This window comes from Roseburia sp. AF22-2LB (genome assembly GCF_003461125.1).
GTDB lineage: Bacteria > Bacillota > Clostridia > Lachnospirales > Lachnospiraceae > Roseburia_C > Roseburia_C amylophila.
In genome coordinates this window covers 352,554-376,182 of record NZ_QTWM01000002.1, presented here as the reverse complement: position 1 = coordinate 376,182, position 23,629 = coordinate 352,554, and the positions used below count along the sequence as shown (strand labels likewise).

The following is a 23,629-nucleotide window of genomic DNA, read 5'->3' as shown; positions in this document are numbered from 1 at the left end:
TAGGAAAAAAGGAATATACTGTATCTATGGACATATAGAAATGGAGGTACAGTATGAAGATTTCAACAAAGGGACGTTATGCTGTCCGACTTCTTCTTGATATAGCAATGAATGATGAAGTTGAACCGGTACGTCTTAAAGATGTTGCGGAACGTCAGGATATTTCCATGAAATACTTGGAACAGATTATTTCTACACTGGTACGGGCAGGGTTTGTTAAGAGCATCAGAGGCCCCCAGGGAGGATATCGTTTATCAAAGACACCGAAGGAATATACAATAGGGATGATATTGCGTCAGGTAGAAGGAAGCCTTGCACCGGTATCGTGTCTTGAGGATGATGTGAACACCTGTGAGCGTCAGTCAGAATGTGTAACACTTCGTATCTGGAAAGAATTAAACGATGCGATTAAGAGTGTAGTAGACAAGTATACGTTAGAGGATTTGATGGAATGGCAGCAGGATATCAGCAGCGATTATGTCATTTAAATGGACGAGGTCGGTGTGTACCAATGAAACAAAATATTTTAAATAATTTATTTGAAAAAAGTCTTGACAATTGGTACACATCGTTTTATATTATACTTAATCCATATCAAACAGATAGGAAAAATATGAATTTAGGGAAAAGGAGATTATTATCATGGCAAACATTTATAAAGGAACATTAGGACTGATTGGAAATACACCATTAATCGAGGCAATTAATTTAGAAAAGGCGTATAACTTAGAAGCAAAATTACTTTTCAAACTGGAATATTTCAATCCGGCAGGAAGCGTAAAGGACCGTATCGCAAAAGCAATGATTGAAGATGCAGAAGCAAAAGGACAGTTAAAAGAAGGTTCTGTTATTATCGAGCCGACATCCGGAAATACAGGAATTGGTCTTGCAGCACTTGCGGCAGCCAAGGGATACCGTATCATTCTTACTATGCCGGAATCCATGAGTGTTGAACGTAGAAACATCTTAAAGGCTTACGGTGCAGAAATTGTTCTGACAGAAGCAAGCAAAGGAATGAAAGGTGCAATTGCAAAAGCGGATGAACTTGCAAAAGAGATTCCAAACAGCTTTATCCCTGGACAGTTTGTAAACCCTGCGAATCCAAAAGTACACAAAGAGACAACAGGACCGGAAATCTGGAAAGATACGGACGGAGCAGTAGACATCTTCGTAGCAGGAGTTGGTACAGGTGGAACCGTAACAGGAACCGGTGAATACTTAAAAGAGCAGAAAGCAGATGTTAAAGTTGTAGCAGTAGAGCCGGCATCTTCACCGGTATTATCCGAAGGTAAGAGTGGAGCACATAAGATTCAGGGTATCGGTGCAGGATTCGTACCGGATGTATTAAACACCAGAGTATATGATGAGGTATTTCCGGTAGAGAACGAAGATGCTTTTCGTGTGGCAAAAGAAATTGCACACAAAGAGGGCGTATTAGTAGGAATTTCTTCCGGAGCAGCAGCTTATGCAGCAATTGAACTGGCAAAGAGACCTGAAAATAAAGGAAAAACAATTGTAGCTTTATTACCGGACAATGGAGACAGATATTATTCAACAGCTTTATTTACAGAGTAATTTGCAGTAGAATAGAAAAAATCTGATGTAACATCAGAGTGACAGAAATAAATAACAGAACGGAGAAAAAGAAGATGAGCACAAAGAAAAGCAGAGCAGAACGTAATTTAAAATTTGAAACTTTACAGTTACATGTAGGACAGGAAAATCCGGATCCGGTGACAGATGCAAGAGCAGTCCCTATTTATCAGACATCATCCTATGTATTCCGCAACAGCGACCATGCGGAAGCAAGATTTGGTCTTGCAGATGCAGGAAATATTTATGGAAGACTTACGAATCCGACAGAAGATGTATTTGAGAAGAGAATTGCAGCATTAGAGGGTGGAGTTGCAGCGTTGGCAGTAGCATCTGGAGCAGCAGCAATTACTTATACGATTGAAAATCTTGCACAGAATGGTGACCATATTGTAGCTGCAAAGAATATCTATGGTGGTTCTTATAACCTGTTGGAGCATACACTTCCACAGTACGGCATTACAACAACCTTCGTTGAGCCGGAGCCGGAAGCATTTGAAGCAGCAATCAAAGATAATACAAAAGCTTTATATATTGAGACATTAGGAAATCCTAACTCAGACGTAGCTGATATTGAAGCCATCGCAAAAGTAGCACATGCACACAAGATTCCATTAGTCGTAGATAACACTTTTGCAACACCTTATCTGGTTCGTCCGATTGAGTATGGCGCAGACATCGTGGTACATTCTGCAACAAAATTCATTGGTGGACACGGAACAACAATTGGTGGAGTTATCGTAGACAGCGGAAAATTTGATTGGGAGGCAAGTGGAAAATTTGCATCTTTAACTGAGCCAAATCCAAGTTATCATGGCATCAGCTTTACCAAGGCAGTAGGACCGGCAGCATTTGTAACCAAGATTCGTGCAATCTTACTTCGTGATACCGGAGCAACTTTATCTCCGTTCCATGCATTTATCTTCTTACAGGGATTAGAGACATTATCCTTAAGAGTAGAACGTCATGTACAGAATGCATTGAAGGTAGTAGAGTTCTTAAATAACCATCCACAGGTGGAGCGTGTAAATCATCCTGCAGTAAGTACAGATCCAAAGCAGCAGGAATTATATAAGAAATACTTCCCGAACGGTGGCGGTTCTATTTTTACCTTTGAAATCAAAGGTGATGACAGAAAGGCAAAAGATTTCATCGACAATCTGGAAATCTTCTCCTTACTGGCAAATGTTGCAGATGTAAAATCCCTGGTGATTCATCCTGCATCAACCACACATTCCCAGCTTAGCGCAGAAGAATTAGAAGAGCAGGGAATCAAACCGAATACCATCCGCCTTTCTATCGGAACAGAAAATATCGACGATATTATTGAAGACTTAGAGGAAGCATTCAAGGCAGTAGAGTAAATGACTGAAAGAACTAAAATGAAAAGCATGAGATAAAAGAAGTCTCATATACTTTAGAAAGAGTATATGAGGCTTTTTTTATGAAAAAATGGAAAAGGATACTGGCAGTGGCGGTAATGCTGGCATTGGTATTTTGTGCAGGCCGTGGGAGTGCAGTGCTGGTAAAAAACTGGCAGAATGGCGACTTACTGGGAGTAAATGCAGTGGCATTTACAACAGAGAACTGGGGACTTGGATTTGGTGAATCGGGGACACAGCCAACCGGAAATGCCACACCGGAAGAATTGCGGAAATATAATACATATTTTATTGGTAATGGCGATGATAAGGTGATTTACCTGACCTTTGACTGCGGCTATGAGAATGGAAATACGGAGAAGATACTGGAAGCATTGAAAAAGCATGATGTAAAGGCAACATTCTTTGTAGTAGGGCATTTCTTAGAGACCAGTCCGGATCTGGTAAGGAAAATGGTGGAAGAAGGTCATACCGTAGGAAACCATACTTATCATCATCCGGATATGTCAGAAATTGCAGATGTATCGTCATTTCAAAAGGAAGTTGAAGATGTCAAGTTACTTTATGAAGAGATTACAGACAAGGAGATGGTTAAATTTTACCGGCCGCCTCAGGGGAAATACAGTGAATCAAATCTGAAAATGGCAAAAGAATTAGGCTATTATACTTTTTTCTGGAGTCTTGCCTATGTGGACTGGGATCCGGATAATCAGCCAACAAAAGAAGAGGCCTTTGAAAAACTCACCGGACGTATTCATCCGGGAGCTGTTGTGCTGCTGCACAATACTTCGAAGACCAATGGTGAAATATTAGATGAACTACTTACAAAGTGGGAAGAGATGGGCTACCATTTTGGTACTCTGGATGAGTTAATCGCAGGTTCTAATTCTTAGAAAAAATTCTTAAATAAAACTTGTCTTTTTACTTCTTTTGTATTATACTCTTTGATTGGTAATACCAATCGGAGGATTTAGAAATGAAGTATTTTAGACAGTTTTTTTTAATTCTGGCAATTTCTTTTGCTGGAGAAATTCTGCATATGGCGCTGCCGTTACCAGTGCCTGCAAGCATTTACGGACTGGTGTTAATGCTGCTTGCGCTGGTAACAGGTATCGTTAAGATAGAACAGGTGAAGGACACTGCGGTATTCTTGATTGAAATTATGCCGGTGATGTTTATTCCGGCAGCAGTAGGACTTCTGGACTCCTGGAGCGTTCTGCGTCCGACTATTGTGCCGGTGATTGTCATTACAGTACTTACGACGATTATTGTTATGGCTGTGACCGGAAGAGTGACGCAGCATGTGATACGAAAGGGAAGGGAGAAAGAAGAAAATGAATAATTTTGCAGGAGATACCCTTTTCTTTGGTGTGGTGATCAGTCTCATTGGATATGAAATCGGAGCGCTGTTAAAGCGCAAATTAAAGCTGGCACTGTTTAATCCGCTTTTGATTTCTATTATTTTTGTTATTGCTGTATTAAGTGTATGCAGGATTGACTATGACAGTTATTATGAAGGTGCAAAATATTTAAGCTACCTTTTAACCCCGGCAACGGTATGTCTTGCTGTTCCGTTGTATGAGCAGCTGGAATTGTTAAAAAAACATAAAAGTGCCATTGTAGCAGGAATTATATCCGGTGTCATTGCAAGTGTGGGAAGTGTGCTTCTTTTTGCGGTGATATTTCATCTGAATCATGAGGAATATGTAACCCTTCTGCCAAAATCCATTACCACAGCAATTGGAATGGGAGTATCTGAAGAACTTGGAGGAATCGTAACGATTACGGTGGCAGTAATTATCATTACCGGAGTCTTGGGAAATATGATCGCAGAAGTGGTATGCCGTGTATTTCATATAGAAGAGCCGGTGGCAAAGGGACTGGCACTCGGTACTTCCGCCCATGCAATCGGAACCGCCCGTGCCATGGAAATGGGAGAAGTAGAAGGAGCAATGAGCAGTCTTGCCATTGCAGTAGCAGGACTTCTGACGGTAGCAGCAGCAACTGTATTTGCTAATTTTTATTGATGTATCTATGATGCAATAATTTTGCAAGGGATGAAAGGAGATTCAGATGAAGGACAGAGAGTATAAGAGGGTAATGGCATTCGTAAAAGATGGAATACGGAGTGGGGAGTTTCAGGTAGGAAGCAAGCTGCCAACAGAACGTGAAATGGCAGAAACACTTGGTATGTCACGTCCATCTATCCGGGAAGCATTAAAGAGTATGGAGAATATCGGATTGATTGAAAGCCAGCAGGGCTCCGGCAATTATATCTGCTGCAACATGGAAAAAAGCCTTTCAGAAGTAATTAATATGATGCTGCTATTGCAGCAGATAGATAAGGATGAGCTTGCAGAGGCACGCTGCCTTTTAGAACATGCGATAGGTCTTCTGGCAGCTAAAAACATGAGTAAACAGGATATTGCGGAGTTAAAAGCACTGGCAGAATCTATGCAGAATGCTGACCAGCAGAGAAGTTATGAGATTGACCGGGAGTTCCATCAGAAATTAATATTAGGTTCCGGCAACCGCTTCATGATTGCGATTATGCAGGTATTTTCTGAAATTTATAAGGAAAGTATCCGAAAAGGCTGGGAAAATGCAGATGCCGAGAAATTTGAAAAAATGTGGAAGCTTCATGTAGAAATTGCAGAAGCAATCGAAACGGGAGATCAGAGAAAAATCGATGCTGCCGTACAGGCACATTATGATATTATTCATAAGTAAAATGATGGTAAAAAAATGCCCGGCAGTGGTTCCTTTTTAGATGAGTCTGAAAAGAACCGCCGCCGGGTATTTTACATGAGTAGCGAGAAAAATCGCATGCCTGCATATGCAGATTTGGCGAGCACCGCGATAACTGTAGAAACTTGCAAATCATGTTTCCTATGGTTACGCAAGTAGCTTAGCGGGCAAGTATTTCTAAGATTTCACCCACATACATGGTGTGAAGGTTGCCATCGGCATACCAGCTGCTTTCGATAGAAGAATCAATAAACTGGTCCGGAGTCATCTTTGTAGCAGATAATTTACGGCAGATAAATACCAGATTTCCTTCGTCAATATAAGGTGTGTCCTTGCAGTAATCAAGATGCATTCTTGCATTTTCAATTTTATTTTCATCACGTCCGGAAACAGCTCCAAGATATTTTAAAGCTCTTTTATTGGACTCATCTAAAAAGGTCAGTGAGAATGTCTCTCCATTATCAATAAATTCTTTGGTATAGCGTGTATCTCTTACAAAGATGTAGACAACATTTTTTCCCCAGAGGACACCAACACCGCCCCAGCTTGCAGTCATTGTATTTGCTTTCTTCGCATCACCTGCTGTGATTAACATCCATTCTTTGCCGATTTTAGTAAATGGATTCATTTCCATAAGGTCAATTGGATATGGTTGAAATGTATGCATTATTTTTCCCTCCAGTAAATTCGTAATATGAATTTAGTATAGCATTGTATTTTTATAATTACTATGGGTTTGCGGTAAAAAGAATTCCCGAAAAGGTTTAAGTTATGAAATTTATTGATACAATTCTGCAATTCTGGAAACTGCCACATAAATTTCGGAAATACGGTACCAGGTACGGAAATCCACAATTCCGGTAACTGGAAGCCCAAAGATGGACTGGAATTTTTCTACGGCAGCTTTGGTGGCAGGACCATAAATGCCATCCACGGTAATAGTCGGAAGCGCAGGATAGTTACGTGCAATCCGGTTCAGCTGCTCCTGTAGCATCCGCACCTTATCCCCGATAGAACCAATCTCAAGGTTGCTGCCCGGCCAGGAAGCAGGTACACCACTGATTTCATCCGCCGTGTTGATATACATACTGCTGCCGTAATAGTAGCGCAGAATCTCAATGGTGGAATATCCCTGGTCGGCTAAGTATTTCGACCCCCACTGAGTCATCCAGTTCGGGCAGCTTACCCGCTGCCCGTCACAGTACTGTGTCAGAATCGGCTGGCGGACGTTCGGACGGGAAAGGTAGCTGTTAAACATCTCATCGACGATATTGGAAATGTTGGAAAAGATGTTTCTGCCGTAGACAAATTTGTGGTCAAAGGCGGTGGAAGAAGTAATGGTAAAATCATAGCCTTTGTTCCGGTACCACTCCGTATACACCCGGTTCAGGGTAAAGGACATAATCGCTAAAATATTTGCACGGAGAGCTGCATCCGGCCAGGTAGCATAGATTTCGCTGGAGGCAACATTTTTGATGTAATCCCGGTAGCGGACATAGTAGTCGTTGGCGGAAGAATCGCTTGGCGGTCCGTCATGGACAATAACATATTCCGGGATGACAACACGGCTTAAGACAATTTCGCCGCTTTCATTCATCGGCTTGATTTCATCCTCTGGGATTTTCGGCGGAAAATTCCCATAGAGAGTGTTGGCAGTAATAACAATATTTCGTTCCGGGGGATTTTCCACGGTGGCAGTTTCCATCCGGACATTTTGGATGGAAGTTTTATCCGGCAGAACGGAGATTCCGGAAATGTTGATGGGACGGTAGCCGGACGCATTTACCTGAATGGTATATTCCGAGTAAGGCTGGAATTCAGAAGGTTCCATGCTATATTCTAAGGGGGGAGCCGGCAGTTCAACTGCTGCAGTCTGACCGGAAATGTCAGTTGATAGTTCTTCAATGATTTCAGTAGGATTTCCCGTATAGGAAAGACGGATGGAGGCATCTTTAATAGGGAAAAAGCCACGCTCTGTGGTGACATGAATCCGCAGTTGCCCCATGTCCGTGGTTTTTTGCATATAAGAAAGGTTTGACATATGGAAACCTCATGATATTTATTCCATAAAGTATATGCCGGAATGGAGAAAAACGTGTTATACTGTTGCATAATGAATGGAGAAATAACATGACAAATTATAAAATGATATTGCAATACGATGGCAGCAGATACAGCGGATGGCAGGTGCAGGGAAATACGGAGCAGACCATTCAGGGAAAGCTGCAGTCGGTATTGGAGAAAATGACAGGAGAAGAAATAGAGATACATGGCTCCGGAAGAACGGATGCGGGCGTGCATGCCATGGGACAGGTGGCAAATTTTAAACTTCAGAGTGCATATGAACCGGAAGAGATAAAGAGGTACTGCAACCAGTATCTGCCGGAGGATATTGTGGTATTGGAGGTATCCGAAGTACCACTCCGGTTTCACAGCAGATTAAACGCAGTAAAAAAGACTTATTGCTATCGCATTTTTTTAGGAGAGAAGCCGGATGTATTCCGGAGAAAATATGTAACACCGGTGGCAGAAAACCTGAATATTAACAAAATGAAGGCAGCGGCGGAAGTGCTGATTGGAACCCACGATTTTACTTCTTTTTGCGGCAACCGTCATTTCAAAAAATCGGCAGTACGGACGATTTATGAGATTCGCTTGGAAGAGAAAAAGGATGAACTTGACATTTCTTTTACCGGAAATGGATTTTTACAGAACATGGTGCGAATCCTTACCGGAACACTGTTAGAAGTTGGAACGGGAAAGCGGGAAGTTCGTGAGATGAAAGAAATATTAGAGGGCAGAAACCGCAGTCTGGCAGGACCAATGGCAGCAGCAAAGGGACTGGTGCTCATAAATGTGGAATATGAATAGATAAGGCAGAGAAAGCTTCATGGAGAAATGGATTGAAATCAGAAAAGGCGGCAATTTCATGGAAAAGGCAAAGAAATATGGAATTGACCCGCTGATTGCCCGGATTATAAGAAACCGGGATATAACAGATGAAAAAGAAATTACAGAATATTTGTATGGTGGAAAAGAGGCATTACATAATCCCCATTTATTAAAGGATGCGGATAAAGCTGCAGAAATTATTGCAGAGGGCATTGCAGAGAAAAAGGCCATGCGTATCATTGGTGATTATGATATCGATGGTGTCAATGCGACTTATATTTTATTAGAGGGAATCCGCCGGTGCGGCGGCAATGTGGATGCTGCAATCCCGGACCGGATGAAGGATGGTTATGGAATCAATGAGCATTTAATCGAGCAGGCATTGTCCGATAGAAAAGAACTTTTGATTACCTGCGACAATGGAATTGCTGCAATCAACGAGATTAATTTTGCAAAGGAAAAAGGAATGACGGTTGTAGTAACGGACCATCATGAGATTCCTTATTGCAATACAGAGCAGGGAAAGGAATTTCTGCAGAGTAATGCGGATGCCATTGTAAATCCTAAACAGAAAGACTGCCTGTATCCATGCAAAGGAATCTGCGGAGCAGTAGTGGCATGGAAGCTGGTGCAGGTGCTTTATGAGAGAATGGATATTCCGGTGGAAGAAGCGGATATTTTTATTGAAAATGCAGGCTTTGCAACGGTGGGGGATGTCATGGATTTAACCGGAGAGAACCGCATTTTGGTAAAGCTTGGGTTAAAAGCGTTAGAGCATACGAAGAATCCCGGCATGAAAGCGTTGATTGCAAAAAACAAGCTATCCGACAAGCCGTTGAGTGCATATCATATCGGCTTTGTATTGGGACCATGTATCAATGCCAGCGGCAGACTGGATACGGCAAAACGTTCCCTGGAGCTGCTGCTTGAGCGGGATGAAGTAAAGGCTTCTGCACTGGCAGGCGAATTGGTGGAGCTTAACGAAAGCCGGAAATATATGACACAGCAGGAGACACAGAAGGCATTGGAACAGATTGAAAATGAAGGCCGGGAAAAAGATAAAGTATTAGTGGTTTACCTGCCGGAATGCCATGAGAGTCTTGCAGGAATCATTGCCGGAAGAATCCGGGAAGCCTATCAGAGACCGGTATTTGTACTGACCAGAGGAGAAGAAGGAGTCAAAGGCTCCGGTCGTTCCATCGAAGCCTATTCCATGTTTGATAAAATGACGGAAGTGGTGGAGCTGTTTACAAAATACGGCGGACATCCTATGGCAGCAGGACTTTCCATGCGGGAAGAAGATATTGATAAATTGCGGGAACAGCTTAATCAGAAGGCAGAACTTTCTGAAGAAGATATGGCAGAGGTGGTAAGGCTGGATGCGGTGCTTCCGATGTCCTATTTTACGGTAGATACCATCCGGCAGTTAAGTGTGCTGGAGCCTTGCGGAAAGTCCAATACCAGACCGGTATTTGCAGACCGTAATATTAAGATTACGAGAGCCGGTATAGTGGGCGTAAACCGGAATGTGTTAAAGCTTCATTTGTTGGATTCAAAGGGGAATCCGGTGGCAGGAGTCTATTTTGGAGAAGTGGAAAAATTTCTTACATTTCTCAGTGAAAAGTTTGGCAGTGAAGAAGTGGATGCAGCTATGCATGGAAAAGAAAACAGCATACAGTTTGCAGCCGTTTATGAGCCGGCAGTGGACACTTACAGTGGAAGAGAAAGTGTGCAGGCAATAATACGGCGTTTTAGGTAAAACTTTAGGGATTTAAGAAAAATTTAATAGAGTATTATGGTTTTTGCAGGACGCTTCGGTTGTAAAAAGTGCAGAATCATTGTAAAATATAAGGGATTTATAACATACAGGGGGTATATTATATGACGAAAGAGGAAGTATTTTCTTTCCCTTCCGCAGATGGACGAACCACAGTTCATGCAGTACGATGGACTCCGGAAGATGGAAAGTATCGTGCAATTTTACAGATAACACATGGTATGGTGGAATATATTGAGCGCTACCAGGCTTTTGCAGAATTTTTAAATGACAATGGTTTTCTGGTGGTAGGTCATGATCATATCGGACACGGCGAATCCGTTGTATCTAAGGATGAATGGGGATATTTTGCAGAGCATCCCAGCGATACGGTGGTTGCTGATATGCATACACTCCGGGAGATAACACGGAAAGAGCATCCGGGTGTGCCTTATTTTATGTTAGGACACAGCATGGGTTCTTATATGCTTCGGAAATATCTGGCGATACATGGAGAGGGGCTTACCGGTGCTATAATTATGGGAACTGGCTGTATTCCGGACAATACCACAAAGCTTGCCATGTTTATTGCAAAGCTGCAGGCAGCATTTTTCGGCTGGCATCACAGAAGTAAATTATTACAGAAATTATCTTATGATAAATACTATCATCAGTTTGACCTGACAGGAAAAGATGCTTCCAATAGCTGGCTGACCAAGGATGAAGAAATAGTAAAAACCTATTATGCAGACCCGAAATGCACGTTTGTATTTACGGTAAATGCTTATATGGGACTGTTTGAGGCAGTTCTTTTTGACAACCAGCAGGAAAATATTGAAGCAGTTCCAAAGAGTCTTCCGTTATTCTTTGTATCGGGAGCAATGGATCCGGTGGGAGGCTGCGGCAGCGGCGTAAAGAAGGTATATAATAAATTTGACGCAGCCGGCAAAGAGGATATTACCTGGAAATTATATGACAACGACCGTCACGAAATCTTAAATGAGACAGACCGTGATGTTGTATATCATGATATTCTGGCATGGATGAATGTTCACCTTGCCTGAAAAGGAGGAAAAAATGAAAAAACATATCAAAAAAATAATGGGAATGGGATTGGCATGTATGCTGTTTCTTGGAGTGCCATTTCAGGCATCCGCAGCAGAAGTGACAGGAACACTGTCTACAGAGACATCATCGGAAAATGGTACTGCAGCAGGCGGAGAGAACAACGGTTCCGATGCAGCAGCCAATACAGATAGTGGAGCAGCAGCCGGCACTCCGGAAAGTGGAGCAGCAGCCGGCACTCCGGAAAGTGGAGCAGCTGCAGATAATCCGGCAGCGGCAGAAGATAAGGCAGATGACAATGTCGTGATCAAAGAAAGCGATAAACCATATCTGGCACTGGGTGCTGATCTGTCTGAGGAGCAGAAGAATACAGTATTAAGTCTGATGGGCATTGATCCTGCACAGCTTGATAATTATGATGTAGTTACAGTAAACAATTCCGAAGAACACCAGTATCTGGATGCATATATTCCATCTTCACAGATTGGAAGTAAATCCTGGTCTTCTGTAGTAATCGTAAAGAAAGATAAAGGAAATGGAATCAATATTTCCACCAAGAATATTTCATACTGTACAGTTGGTATGTATAAGAATGCACTGGTAACAGCCGGAATTGAAGATGCGGACATAATTGTTGCAGGACCACAGAATATTTCCGGAACAGCAGCTCTGGTAGGTGTGTTTAAGGCATACCAGGAGATTACCGGAAAAGAACTTCCACAGGAAAATGTAGATACTGCATTAAATGAGCTGGTTTTAACCGGACAGTTAGAGAGCAGCACTGGTGCAGATGCAGAATCCGTAGAAGGACTGGTTGCATACTTAAAACAGCAGATGGCAGAAAACAATCTTACGGATGATGCAAGTATCCGTGATGCCATTGATGAAGCAGCAGATAAATTTGATGTTGCACTGACAGAAGAGCAGAAAGAGCAGTTATTAGACCTGTTAAAGAAGATTGGCAATCTGGATCTTGATGTAGACAGCCTTGTAAATCAGGCAAAATCCATTTATGACAAGATTGAAAACCTTGGTGCAGACGGCATCTTTGATAAGATAGGAAGCTTTTTCTCCAACCTGTTTTCCTCTATTGCAGATTTCTTTAAGAATCTGTTCAATTAAATAAGACAGGACAATTTTATAAAAGAGATTTCAGACAACTACCGGTTCACCCGGTAGTTGTTTTTTTTGAAAGGTCAGGTGCCAAATGGAGAAATCAAATTTTGGATATGGCAAAATTGTACAAAAACATATCTATTTGTGACTTTGGAAGCAAATTAGAAGTTCTTAATGTACCTGCCATGATACAGCAACATTCTGACATGGATGTCAGAATGAGTCCTAAAGAGCCCGGATGGCTCGTTTAGGACAGTTGCGTGATATTTCTATATTTAATCAGGTACATTTAGAACATCTTATTTGCATACAGTGGAACAAATAGATATGCTTTTGACCAATTTGCCAAATAAAATATATGAGAAGCCCATTTCCTTCCTGATCAAACAAAATAGAAAACACATGTTTGCCAAAAAAATCTCCATGTGTTATACTAGCCGCAGGGCTTCTTTTGAAGCAGTTTTTAGAAAGAAAGGAATGGAACAATGGCGAAACAGGAAACATATGATGCAAGCAGTATTTCCGTACTGGAAGGACTGGAAGCTGTCCGGAAGAGACCGGGAATGTATATTGGAAGCGTCTCAAGAAAAGGATTGAACCATTTAATATATGAAATCGTGGATAACTCGGTAGATGAGCATCTTGCTGGTGTATGTGATACCATCCGTGTTACATTAGAGGCAGATGGCTCCTGTACCGTAGAAGATAACGGACGGGGAATTCCGGTGGGAATGCATAAGAAGGGCGTATCGGCAGCCCGTGTGGTATTTTCTACTCTGCATGCCGGCGGAAAATTTGATAATGCAGCATATAAGACCAGCGGTGGTCTTCATGGAGTAGGTTCCTCTGTTGTAAATGCACTTTCTACTTATATGGATGTAGAAATAAGCAGAGATGGTTATGTGCATCATGACCGCTATGAGCGTGGCGTGCCAACGGTAGAGCTGATAAATGGACTTCTGCCGACAATTGGGAAGACGAAAAAGACCGGAACAAAGATTAATTTCCTGCCGGATCCGGAAATCTTTGAGAAAACAAGATTCAAAGAGGATGAGGTAAAGAGCCGTCTGCATGAGACTGCTTATCTGAATCCGGCACTGACCATTATTTACGAAGATAAGCGCGGAGAAGAAACAGAACATATTGAATATCATGAACCGGATGGAATCATTGGCTTTGTAAAGGAGATGAACCAGAACAGTGAGTGCCTTCATGATGTGATTTACTACAAAGGAGAATCTGAGGGCATTTCTGTTGAAGTGGCATTCCAGTATACAACAGAATTCCATGAGAATGTGCTGGGCTTCTGTAATAATATTTACAATGCAGAGGGCGGAACCCATCTGACCGGTTTTAAGACAACCTTTACCCAGGTGATTAATTCCTATGCAAGAGAGCTTGGCATCTTAAAAGAAAAGGATGCAAACTTTACCGGAACAGATGTAAGAAATGGAATGACTGCCGTTATTTCTGTGAAACATCCGGACCCAAGATTTGAGGGGCAGACGAAAACCAAGCTTGATAACCAGGATGCGGCAAGAGCCACCGGAAAAGTAACCAATGATGAAATTCAGATGTACTTTGACCGTAACCTGGATACTTTAAAGGCAATTATCAGCTGTGCCGAGAAGGCTGCCAAGATTCGTAAGACAGAAGAGAAAGCCAAAACGAATCTTCTGACCAAGCAGAAATTTTCTTTTGATTCCAATGGCAAACTGGCAAACTGTGAGAGCCGTGATGCATCCAAATGCGAGATTTTCATCGTAGAGGGAGATTCTGCGGGTGGTTCTGCAAAGACTGCAAGAAATCGAATGTTCCAGGCAATTCTTCCGATTCGTGGAAAGATATTAAATGTAGAGAAAGCAAGTATTGATAAAGTATTGGCTAATGCAGAGATAAAAACTATGATTTATGCATTTGGCTGCGGATTTTCCGAAGGATATGGAAATGACTTTGATATCAGCAAGCTTCGTTATGATAAGATAATTATCATGGCAGATGCAGATGTGGATGGAGCACATATTTCAACGCTGCTTCTGACTTTGTTTTACCGGTTTATGCCGGAACTGATTTACGAAGGACATGTCTATATTGCGATGCCGCCATTATATAAGGCGATGCCAAGCAAAGGGGAAGAAGAATATCTTTATGATGATGCAGCACTGGCACGTTATCGTAAAACACATAAAGGTTCTTTTACCCTGCAGCGTTACAAAGGTCTTGGAGAGATGGATGCAAACCAGCTATGGGAGACAACCTTAAATCCGGAAACAAGAATGTTAAAACAGGTAGAAATCGAAGATGCCAGAATGGCATCGGATGTAACAGAGATGCTGATGGGAACGGATGTACCGCCGCGTCGTAAATTCATCTATGATAATGCAAAGGATGCAGAACTTGACATATAAATTTCTATGAATCCGTAAGGAATTGCTGACAGCATATTTTTATGGATGTATGGGAAATGATAGAAGCAGAAAATCAGGAAGGAATTGGATAGATTATGGAAACGAAAGAACAGATTATCCGCACCGAGTATTCGGAAGTAATGCAGAAATCTTATATCGATTATGCCATGAGCGTTATTATCGCAAGAGCATTGCCGGATGTCAGAGATGGTCTGAAGCCGGTACAGCGAAGAACACTTTATGATATGCACGAACTTGGCATCCGTTATGATAAACCTTACCGTAAATGTGCCCGTATCGTGGGAGATACCATGGGTAAATATCATCCGCACGGTGACAGCTCCATTTATGATGCACTGGTGGTAATGGCTCAGGAATTTAAGAAAGGCCTGCCACTGGTAGATGGCCATGGTAACTTTGGTTCCATCGAGGGAGATGGAGCGGCGGCGATGCGATATACCGAGGCTCGCCTGCAGAAGATTACCCAGGAAGCATACCTTGCGGATCTGGATAAAGATGTAGTAGATTTTGTGCCAAACTTTGACGAGACAGAAAAAGAACCGGAAGTACTTCCGGTAAAGGTGCCGAACCTTTTGGTAAACGGAGCAGAGGGTATTGCCGTTGGTATGGCAACCAGCATTCCACCGCATAATTTTGGCGAAGTCATTGATGGTGTCAAAGCATATATGAAGAATCCGGATATTACAACAGAAGAAATGATGAAATACATCAAGGGACCGGATTTCCCGACCGGTGGAATTGTGACCAACCAGGATGAACTGCTTTCCATTTATGAGACTGGAATCGGTAAGATTAAGGTTCGTGGAAAAGTAGAAATTGAAGCAGTAAAAGGCGGAAAAGAGCACCTGATTATTACGGAAATTCCATACACCATGATTGGAGCCAATATTGGAAAATTCTTAAATGATGTCTACAGTCTGGTTGAGACCAAGAAGACAAATGATATTGTGGATATTTCCAATCAGTCATCCAAGGAGGGAATCCGCATTGTTATCGAACTTCGAAAAGGAGCAGATGCACAGAATCTTTGCAATCTCCTTTATAAGAAGACAAAATTAGAAGATACTTTTGGTGTCAATATGCTGGCAGTAGCAGACGGAAGACCGGAGACTCTGGGACTGGTTCCGATTATCCGCCACCATGTAAAGTTCCAGTATGAGCTTGCTACCAGAAAATATAAGACATTACTGGCAAAAGAACTGGATAAGAAAGAGATTCAGGAAGGCTTAATCCGTGCCTGCGATGTCATTGATTTAATTATTGAAATCTTAAGAGGAAGCCGTAATATCAAGGATGCGAAAAACTGTCTGATGAACGGTGTGACCGAAAATATTAAATTCAAAACGAAAGAATCCGAAAAGAAAGCTTCGAAGTTAAACTTTACAGAACGTCAGGCAACAGCAATTTTAGAGATGCGCCTCTATAAGCTGATTGGTCTGGAAGTGGAAGCATTGATGGATGAGCATAATACCACATTAAAGAATATCGCAGAATACGAAGATATTCTTACCAACCGCAGTACAATGGCGAAGGTAATTATGAAGGAATTGGATGGTCTTAAGAAAAACTATTCCAGAAAACGCCGTACCCATATCGACAATGTGGAAGCTGCCGTTTATGAAGAAAAGAAGATGGAAGAGATGGAAGTAGTCTTCTTGATGGATCGTTTTGGCTATGCGAAAACCATTGATGTGGCGGCTTATGAGCGTAATAAAGAAGCAGCAGACAGCGAGAACCGTTATGTACTTCATTGTATGAATACCGGAAAAATCTGCATCTTTACCAATACCGGACAGATGCATCTGCTGAAGGTAGTCGATTTGCCGTTTGGAAAATTCCGTGACAAGGGACAGCCGATTGATAATGTAAGTAATTATGACAGCTCTAAAGAGCAGTTGATTTATATCACGGATCTGGCAGCACTGTGTACGCAGAAGCTTTTATTTGGAACGAAGACAGCCATGTTAAAACAGGTGGATGGAAAAGAATTTGACGTAGCAAAACGTACCACAGCTGCCACGAAGCTTGCAGATGATGATGCAGTTATATTCGTAGCACCGGTAGAAGAAAATATGACTATTGTTATGCAGTCGGCAAAGGACATGTTCCTTAGGATCGCAGCAGATACGATTCCTGAGAAGAAGAAGGGGGCAATCGGAGTCTGCGGAATGAAGCTTGCAGCAGGGGATGAACTGACCAACATCTATGCACTGGGTGAGGAAGAACCGCCGGTGGTCATGGTAAAAGATAAAGAAATTGCATTGAACCGGCTTCATATTGGAAACCGTGCAACCAAAGGAGTAAAGAAATAAATTGACATATCAGCAGGCACTTGCATTTGTAGAAGAAACAAAAAAATATGGCAGTATATTAGGACTGGACAGTATCCGTGCACTGATGAAAGAACTGGGGGATGTGCAGGAAGAACTTACCATCATTCATATTGCAGGAACTAATGGAAAAGGTTCTGTGGGTGCAATGCTTCAGGCGGTGCTTTCAGAAGCAGGATTAAAAGTGGGAAGATACAGCTCGCCGGCAGTCTTTTCCTATCGGGAAATCTGGCAGATAAACGGAAAAGCAGTTTCCGAAGAAGCATACGCTGCCTTGATGGAAAAAGTAAAGACAGCCTGTCTTACACTGACAGAAAAAGGACTTCCGCATCCGACCTCCTTTGAGGTAGAGACTGCAGCAGCGTTTTTATATTTTAAAGAAGAAGCCTGTGATGTGGTGTTATTGGAAACCGGCATGGGGGGAAGAGAGGATGCAACCAATCTGATTACCCATCCCATTTGCAGTGTCATTACTTCTATCAGCATGGATCATATGCAGTTCCTGGGAAATACGTTATCAGAGATTGCATCTGCAAAGGCTGGAATCATAAAAGAGAACTGCCCGGTGGTATCTGCCTGGCAGGAAGATGCTGTGACAGAGGTTCTTGTCAAGGAGGCAGAGCGGCTTAAAGCACAGCTGTACCAGCCGAGGAAGGATGCCATAAGAAATCTTTTGTATGATATGAATGGAATGCAGTTTGATTATGTAAGAGAAGATAATTCACAGTGGAAGATAAAGCTTCCGCTGACCGGAGCCTATCAGGCAGCCAATGCAGCCTGTGCGCTTAAAGTAATAGAAGTATTGAAAGAGAAAACATTTCCGCAGCTTACCTTATCGGTGATACAAAATGGCTTTCAGAAGGTCTGCTGGAATGGGCGTTTTGAACGTGTTTTAGAGGAACCATTATGCATTCTGGATGGTGCCCATAATGAGGGCGCAGCACTGCAACTTGCAAAAACGCTGGAAAACTGTTTTACAAATCGTAAGATAACCTATATAATAGGGGTGCTTGCTGATAAGGCACATGAGAAGATTTTAAAGATAATGCGTCCTTATTCGGAAACTGTATATGCGGTAACGCCGCATAATGGCAGGGCACTTCCGGCAGAGAAGCTGGCGGAGGAAGCGAAGGCAGCAGGCTATCAAACAGTAATAACAGAACCTTTGATTGAAGATGCGGTAAGACATGCAATTGCTGAGAGCTCGAGAGAAGATGTGGTGCTGATATTTGGCTCCTTGTCATATCTTGCAGAGGCAAAGCAGGCTGTCATACAGTATCGGGAAGGACAGAAGAATGATAGATAAAGAGAAAGTGGAAGCAGGAGTACGGCTGATATTAGAAGGCATTGGCGAAGATGTGAACCGGGAGGGCTTACTTGAGACTCCGGATCGTATTGCACGGATGTATGAAGAAATCTTTGGCGGAATGGACATGGATGCCGCAGAGCCTTTAAAGAAAAGATTTCATGCCAGCAACAATGAGATGGTAGTAGAAAAGGATATTACTTTTTATTCTACCTGTGAGCATCATATGCTTCCATTTTATGGAAAAGCCCACGTTGCTTATATTCCAAATGGAGAAGTAGTCGGCATCAGCAAGCTGGCAAGAACCGTGGAAATCTATGCAAGACGGCTTCAGATTCAGGAGCAGCTTACGGCACAGGTGGCAGATGCACTGATGGAGCAGTTAAAGCCGAAGGGTGTTATGGTCATGATGGAAGCAGAGCATATGTGTATGACGATGCGTGGTATTAAGAAGCCGGGCAGCAGGACGGTTACTTATGTGACCCGTGGTATCTTTAATGAGGATGAGCGTCTGGTAAATAAATTTTTCCAGATGGTGCGTTAGATATGGTGATGAAATGGAATATGTAGCGAGACTTTTGCATCAGGAGCAATACCGGAAAACCGTAAAGAAAATTGCCCGTCTGGAAGCGGACAGAATCTATTGCAGACATAATATGGAACATTTTATGGATGTGGCACGTCTGGCACAGATTCGCAATTTAAAGGAGCAGCTTGGTTTGGATGAAGAGATGATATATCTTTATGCCCTGCTTCATGATATCGGTCGTATGAAAGAATATGAACAGGGAATCTCTCATGCAGCGGCATCTGCCGAATTTGCAGGAGAGATTTTTGCGACTATAGGCTATCCGAAGGAAAAAGGAGCTATCATCTGCCAGGCAATTCTGGCTCACCGCAGGGAGACCTGCAGTGAGCTGCACGGGGAGAAATTATGGCAGACAGCATTTACACAGCTTATGAAATGGGCGGATAAGGCATCCCGTATGTGCTTTGCCTGTGAAGCAGCAGACAGCTGCAAGTGGAGTGAAGAAGAGAAAAATAAACCGGAGACCTGGTTTTAAGCTGCCAGGCATCCGCAAGAAGCTGTTGGTAGCAGGTTCTACAGACAGCATAAAAGGAGAAGAAAAATGAGAATAGGCAATCGGACATTTGACACAGCAAATCATACTTATGTAATGGGAATCTTAAATGTAACACCGGATTCTTTTTCGGATGGGGGAAGTTATAACCAGTTAGACCTTGCATTAAAGCATGTAGAAGAAATGATGGAACAGGGGGCAGATATCATCGATGTGGGTGGAGAATCCACAAGACCGGGTTATACAAAGATTTCTGATGAAGAAGAAATTGAGCGTACTGTTCCGGTGGTAGAAGCAATTGTAAGCCGTTTTGATGTGCCGGTTTCCGTAGATACCTATAAAAGTAAGGTGGCAGAGGCTAACCTTGCGGCAGGAGCACATCTTTTAAATGACATCTGGGGACTGAAAGCAGATGATAAAATGGCTGGCGTGATTGCAAAATATGATGCCGCATGCTGTCTGATGCACAACCGCAACGAAGCAGATTATAAGAACTTTATGGAAGATATGAAAAATGATTTACGGGAAACATTACGTCTTGCAAAGGAAGCGGGGATTCGTGAAGATGGCATCATGACAGACCCGGGTGTAGGATTTGGCAAGACTTATGAGAATAATTTAGAAGCCATCCGATGTGTGGGAGAACTGAATGAACTGGGCTATCCGGTGCTGCTTGGCACATCCCGGAAGTCAGTAATCGGTCTGACACTGGATGTTCCGGCAAAGGAACGTGATACAGCCACAGCAGTAACCAGTGCTTATGCCGTATGGGCACATTGCGGATTTGTCCGCGTACACAATGTGCGTGCCAATGCAGAGGCAATTAAGATGGCAGAAGCAATCAGGGATGGAGGATTACATGGATAAGATTATCATAGAAAATCTTGAACTATTTGCAAATCATGGAGTGTTTCCGGAGGAGACAAAGCTTGGACAGAAGTTTCTAATCAATATGGAACTTTATTTACCAACCAGAAAAGCCGGATATTCGGATGATTTGACAGAATCGGTAAATTATGGAGAAGTCAGCCATTTTGTAACAGAATTTCTGACGACACATACCTATAAGCTGATTGAAGCTGCAGCAGAGCAGACAGCACGGGCAGTGTTATTGCATTTTCCATTGATTCAGAAATTAAAATTTTCCATACATAAACCATGGGCACCGGTGGGACTGCCTTTATCAGATGTGGCAGTGGAAATAGAACGGGGCTGGCATAAGGTATATCTTGCCTTTGGTTCCAATATGGGCGACCGGAGAAAATATATTGAAGATGCCGTTGAAGAACTGCGGAACTTAGAAGACTGCAAGGTAGGAAAGGTATCTGATATCCTCGAGACAGAACCTTATGGCGGCGTGGCAGAAGGCGCATTTTTTAATGGATGTCTGGAACTTCGAACCCTGTATACACCGGAAGAATTATTGGAGAAGCTTCATGCTATAGAAGCTCATGGCAACCGGGAGCGTAAGATGCGCTGGGGCTCAAGAACGATAGACCTTGATATTTTATTTTATGATGATGAAGTGATATCTACCCCGGAACTTACGATTCCGCATATTGATATGGCAAACCGCCTGTTTGTGTTAGAACCGTTGTGTGAAATCGCACCATATCTCTGGCATCCGGTGTTAAAAAAGACGGTGCTTCAGATGAAACAGGAACTGAAGGGCAGAAAAGACATTGTTTTATTTGATTTGGATGGAACCATTACCAATTCCAAGGAAGGAATAACAAAGTGTGCCCAGTATGCCCTAAAGGCATATGGTATTGACGAACCGGATGCAGATAAGCTTGAATTCTTTATCGGACCGCCACTTAAAAATACTTTTATGGAACATTATGGCATGGATGAAGAGACCGCAGTAGCGGCAGTAGCCAAGTACCGGGAACGCTATCATCCAACCGGTATCTTTGAATGCAGCCTTTTTGATGGTGTTGAGGATGCTTTGAAATCTCTCAAGCGAAAAGGCTATCGTATCGGACTGGCATCCAGCAAGCCGGAAGAATCCTGCCGGCGTATTTTGGAGCATTTCCACATCCTCTCCTATTTTGATGAAGTGGTGGGAGCCACAATGGATGGCAGAATAGACAGCAAATATGAGGTGTTGCAGGAAACGATAAAGCGGATGCATATTTATGATACTACCGAGGCAGTATTGATTGGAGATACCAGATTTGATGTATCAGGAGCCAAAGAAGCACATATGGACTGCATCGGCATCACTTATGGATTCGGAACGAAAGAAGAGTTGCAGGAGGCTGGTGCAAAAGCAATCTGTGACAGTATTGAGGAGGCGGCAGAATATATTGAAAGATTATAAGCTACTTCGCATCTGGGAAGTGATTTATCCCATTGGTATTTATTTTGTAGTAACCAACGTTGTGATGTTTGTGTTAAATATCATCCATGCAATGACCAATGAAAATTATATGATTTATCAGATTATTGCAACGGTGATAGCATTTCCCTTTATCTATGCTTTCTATCGGAAAGAGGATGGCGGGAAAATGGCAAATCTGCTACGAACCTTTTTATTTGCAGCAGCTGCAGGCTTATTTGGTGTAGTGTTAAATAATCTTATCGGATATACCGGCTTAAAAGAAACATCGCAGAGCTATCAGGAAGTAAGTGCTGCATTTTACGGCAGCAGCCTGGCATTGGAAATACTTGGAACCTGTATCATAATTCCGTTCTTAGAGGAACTTCTTTACCGCGGCATCGTTTACCAGCGTTTGAAAGCGTTTTTGGGAGTGAAGACGGCAATTGTATTATCGGCAGTATTATTTGGAGCCATGCATTTTAATCTGGTGCAGTTCCTATATGCCACAGCGGTAGGACTCTTGCTGGCAGTCATCATGGAACAGGAAGGGCTTGGCGCAGCCATGGCAGCCCATATGGTAACGAATCTGGTATCGGTACTTCGAAGTGAGACAAAGCTGTTTCATTTCATGGATGCATCCATGACGGGAAGTGTCATATGCACCGTGGTGGAGAGCGTGCTGATTGTGGTGTTATTGCTGCTGGCTTTCCGTAGTGGAAAAGAGAAGTAAAATCTGGTTAATTGAATAAAATGTAAAAATAAAAGGAATCTAATTTGATAAAATTCCCCTTTGGTAGATAAGGTAAATGTTCTTAGTCTGCTTAAGGGGAATTTTTTTGAAAAAATGGAGAGAAACTGGAAATATGAGAAGCTAAAAAGGTAGAAGATATTTGTTGATGGATATGATAACAATCCTGGATTGCTTGTTGACGAATGTACCCTAATAGGGTATAGTCTAGATAGAAAAAATAATAGGACTGGAAGGTACACTATATTATGAAAGAAGATACAATACTGGTGGAGATAACAAAGATGAGAAAGGAAACAGGATTAAGTCAGAGCCGGTTTGCCGCATACTTTGGAATACCAACAAGAACGTATCAAAAATGGGAACAGAAAGAAAATACGCCAGCTCCATATATTCCGGAAATGATGAGTTATATACTTCATCTTGAGAAAAGAGTAAAGGAGCTGGAGGAGAGACTTTCTAAGTATGAAGAACCGGGGAAAGATGTTGCAGAGGTCCAATAGAATAGAAAAATTTGTGGATGATGTAAAAAGTATTACAAGATTGGATGATTTTGGAAAGTATTTAACTTTTTTATTGGAATTAAATATTTATACATTAAATGTGAACCGAAATTTTTTCGATATTTCGTTAATTCGGAAAGAGGATGGATGTTATATATATTGCCCGATATTTAATAACGAAACAGCATATCTTTCGGATACGCAAAACAAATATCCATTAGAAAAGAATATTAATACACTTATAGCCGAGGTACGTAATAAAATCTATTTAAGAATATGTGAAATAGATGAACATCAGAAAAGAATACATCCAGAGTTTTGCTGGGATGATGTCAGAACAGAATGTTTTTAATGGC

General features: G+C 42.2%; 23 protein-coding genes. 21 read left to right on the top strand and 2 right to left on the bottom strand.

The genetic code is table 11. The features are described 5' to 3' along the window. Nucleotides 1-53: 53 nt before the first annotated feature. The 7 genes from DWX96_RS04570 (at nt 54) to DWX96_RS04540 (ending at nt 5,705) form a co-directional block, all read left to right on the top strand. Nucleotides 54-488, top strand: coding sequence for an RrF2 family transcriptional regulator (locus tag DWX96_RS04570; protein WP_117698181.1), 435 nt, complete (start codon nt 54-56; stop codon nt 486-488). 154 nt (nt 489-642) lie between these two features. Beyond that, on the top strand, nt 643-1,575 hold the full coding sequence (cysK, locus tag DWX96_RS04565; protein WP_118056869.1) for a cysteine synthase A: 933 nt from the start codon (nt 643-645) through the stop codon (nt 1,573-1,575). A gap of 74 nt (nt 1,576-1,649) precedes the next feature. After that, entirely contained in the window at nt 1,650-2,957 is a 1,308-nt protein-coding gene (locus DWX96_RS04560; protein ID WP_022242480.1) for an O-acetylhomoserine aminocarboxypropyltransferase/cysteine synthase family protein, read from the top strand. 80 nt (nt 2,958-3,037) lie between these two features. Further along, nucleotides 3,038-3,868 carry a delta-lactam-biosynthetic de-N-acetylase gene (locus DWX96_RS04555; RefSeq protein WP_118056868.1) on the top strand — a complete coding sequence of 277 codons (831 nt, stop codon included), beginning with the start codon at nt 3,038-3,040 and terminating at the stop codon, nt 3,866-3,868. Between the two features lie 83 nt (nt 3,869-3,951). Then, nucleotides 3,952-4,317 (top strand): CidA/LrgA family protein, encoded by a 366-nt coding sequence (locus DWX96_RS04550; protein WP_118056867.1) that lies wholly within the window; start codon nt 3,952-3,954, stop codon nt 4,315-4,317. Beyond that, the gene (locus tag DWX96_RS04545) at nt 4,310-5,002 is read left to right on the top strand and encodes an LrgB family protein (RefSeq protein ID WP_118056866.1); all 693 of its coding nucleotides are present in this window, start codon (nt 4,310-4,312) and stop codon (nt 5,000-5,002) included. The genes DWX96_RS04550 and DWX96_RS04545 overlap by 8 nt, the downstream gene beginning before the upstream one ends. Nucleotides 5,003-5,048: 46 nt before the next feature. Then, on the top strand, nt 5,049-5,705 hold the full coding sequence (locus tag DWX96_RS04540) for a FadR/GntR family transcriptional regulator (RefSeq protein ID WP_118056865.1): 657 nt from the start codon (nt 5,049-5,051) through the stop codon (nt 5,703-5,705). A gap of 178 nt (nt 5,706-5,883) precedes the next feature. On the opposite strand, the gene DWX96_RS04535 is transcribed toward DWX96_RS04540, so the two are convergent. Continuing rightward, on the bottom strand, nt 5,884-6,390 hold the full coding sequence (locus DWX96_RS04535; RefSeq protein WP_118056864.1) for a flavin reductase: 507 nt from the start codon (nt 6,388-6,390) through the stop codon (nt 5,884-5,886). A 111-nt stretch (nt 6,391-6,501) separates the two neighbouring features. Beyond that, a complete protein-coding gene (locus DWX96_RS04530; protein WP_118056863.1) occupies nt 6,502-7,764 on the bottom strand; it encodes a peptidoglycan-binding protein in 1,263 nt (420 codons plus the stop codon). A gap of 89 nt (nt 7,765-7,853) precedes the next feature. On the opposite strand from DWX96_RS04530, the gene truA reads away from it, so the two are divergent. The 14 genes from truA to DWX96_RS14230 all read left to right on the top strand — a co-directional run bounded on the left by truA (nt 7,854) and on the right by DWX96_RS14230 (nt 23,625). Next, nucleotides 7,854-8,594, top strand: a complete 741-nt coding sequence (gene truA / locus DWX96_RS04525; RefSeq protein WP_117840843.1) for a tRNA pseudouridine(38-40) synthase TruA — start codon at nt 7,854-7,856, stop codon at nt 8,592-8,594. Nucleotides 8,595-8,613: 19 nt separating this feature from the next. Then, complete coding sequence (gene recJ / locus DWX96_RS04520; RefSeq protein WP_118056862.1) at nt 8,614-10,374, top strand: single-stranded-DNA-specific exonuclease RecJ; 1,761 nt, start codon at nt 8,614-8,616, stop codon at nt 10,372-10,374. Nucleotides 10,375-10,496: 122 nt separating this feature from the next. Next, entirely contained in the window at nt 10,497-11,435 is a 939-nt protein-coding gene (locus tag DWX96_RS04515; protein WP_118056861.1) for an alpha/beta fold hydrolase, read from the top strand. A 13-nt stretch (nt 11,436-11,448) separates the two neighbouring features. Further along, nucleotides 11,449-12,558, top strand: coding sequence for a DUF1002 domain-containing protein (locus DWX96_RS04510; protein WP_242988733.1), 1,110 nt, complete (start codon nt 11,449-11,451; stop codon nt 12,556-12,558). Between the two features lie 479 nt (nt 12,559-13,037). Further along, nucleotides 13,038-14,960 carry a DNA gyrase/topoisomerase IV subunit B gene (locus DWX96_RS04505; protein WP_118056859.1) on the top strand — a complete coding sequence of 641 codons (1,923 nt, stop codon included), beginning with the start codon at nt 13,038-13,040 and terminating at the stop codon, nt 14,958-14,960. A 95-nt stretch (nt 14,961-15,055) separates the two neighbouring features. Continuing rightward, nucleotides 15,056-17,293 (top strand): DNA gyrase/topoisomerase IV subunit A, encoded by a 2,238-nt coding sequence (locus DWX96_RS04500; protein WP_118056858.1) that lies wholly within the window; start codon nt 15,056-15,058, stop codon nt 17,291-17,293. 1 nt (nt 17,294) lies between these two features. Then, nucleotides 17,295-18,617, top strand: a complete 1,323-nt coding sequence (locus tag DWX96_RS04495) for a bifunctional folylpolyglutamate synthase/dihydrofolate synthase (protein WP_117698167.1) — start codon at nt 17,295-17,297, stop codon at nt 18,615-18,617. Continuing rightward, a complete protein-coding gene (gene folE, locus DWX96_RS04490) occupies nt 18,607-19,161 on the top strand; it encodes a GTP cyclohydrolase I FolE (protein ID WP_022242494.1) in 555 nt (184 codons plus the stop codon). The genes DWX96_RS04495 and folE overlap by 11 nt, the downstream gene beginning before the upstream one ends. A gap of 13 nt (nt 19,162-19,174) precedes the next feature. Continuing rightward, nucleotides 19,175-19,681, top strand: coding sequence for an HD domain-containing protein (locus tag DWX96_RS04485; protein ID WP_117840850.1), 507 nt, complete (start codon nt 19,175-19,177; stop codon nt 19,679-19,681). 66 nt (nt 19,682-19,747) lie between these two features. After that, nucleotides 19,748-20,566 carry a dihydropteroate synthase gene (folP, locus tag DWX96_RS04480; RefSeq protein ID WP_117840851.1) on the top strand — a complete coding sequence of 273 codons (819 nt, stop codon included), beginning with the start codon at nt 19,748-19,750 and terminating at the stop codon, nt 20,564-20,566. Beyond that, nucleotides 20,559-22,022 carry a 2-amino-4-hydroxy-6-hydroxymethyldihydropteridine diphosphokinase gene (gene folK, locus DWX96_RS14800; RefSeq protein ID WP_330416145.1) on the top strand — a complete coding sequence of 488 codons (1,464 nt, stop codon included), beginning with the start codon at nt 20,559-20,561 and terminating at the stop codon, nt 22,020-22,022. The genes folP and folK overlap by 8 nt, the downstream gene beginning before the upstream one ends. After that, nucleotides 22,009-22,752 (top strand): CPBP family intramembrane glutamic endopeptidase, encoded by a 744-nt coding sequence (locus DWX96_RS04470; protein ID WP_158561814.1) that lies wholly within the window; start codon nt 22,009-22,011, stop codon nt 22,750-22,752. The genes folK and DWX96_RS04470 overlap by 14 nt, the downstream gene beginning before the upstream one ends. Nucleotides 22,753-23,018: 266 nt before the next feature. Beyond that, the gene (locus DWX96_RS04465) at nt 23,019-23,273 is read left to right on the top strand and encodes a helix-turn-helix domain-containing protein (RefSeq protein WP_118056855.1); all 255 of its coding nucleotides are present in this window, start codon (nt 23,019-23,021) and stop codon (nt 23,271-23,273) included. After that, the gene (locus DWX96_RS14230; RefSeq protein WP_118056854.1) at nt 23,236-23,625 is read left to right on the top strand and encodes a hypothetical protein; all 390 of its coding nucleotides are present in this window, start codon (nt 23,236-23,238) and stop codon (nt 23,623-23,625) included. The genes DWX96_RS04465 and DWX96_RS14230 overlap by 38 nt, the downstream gene beginning before the upstream one ends. The last annotated feature ends 4 nt before the right edge of the window (nt 23,626-23,629 follow it).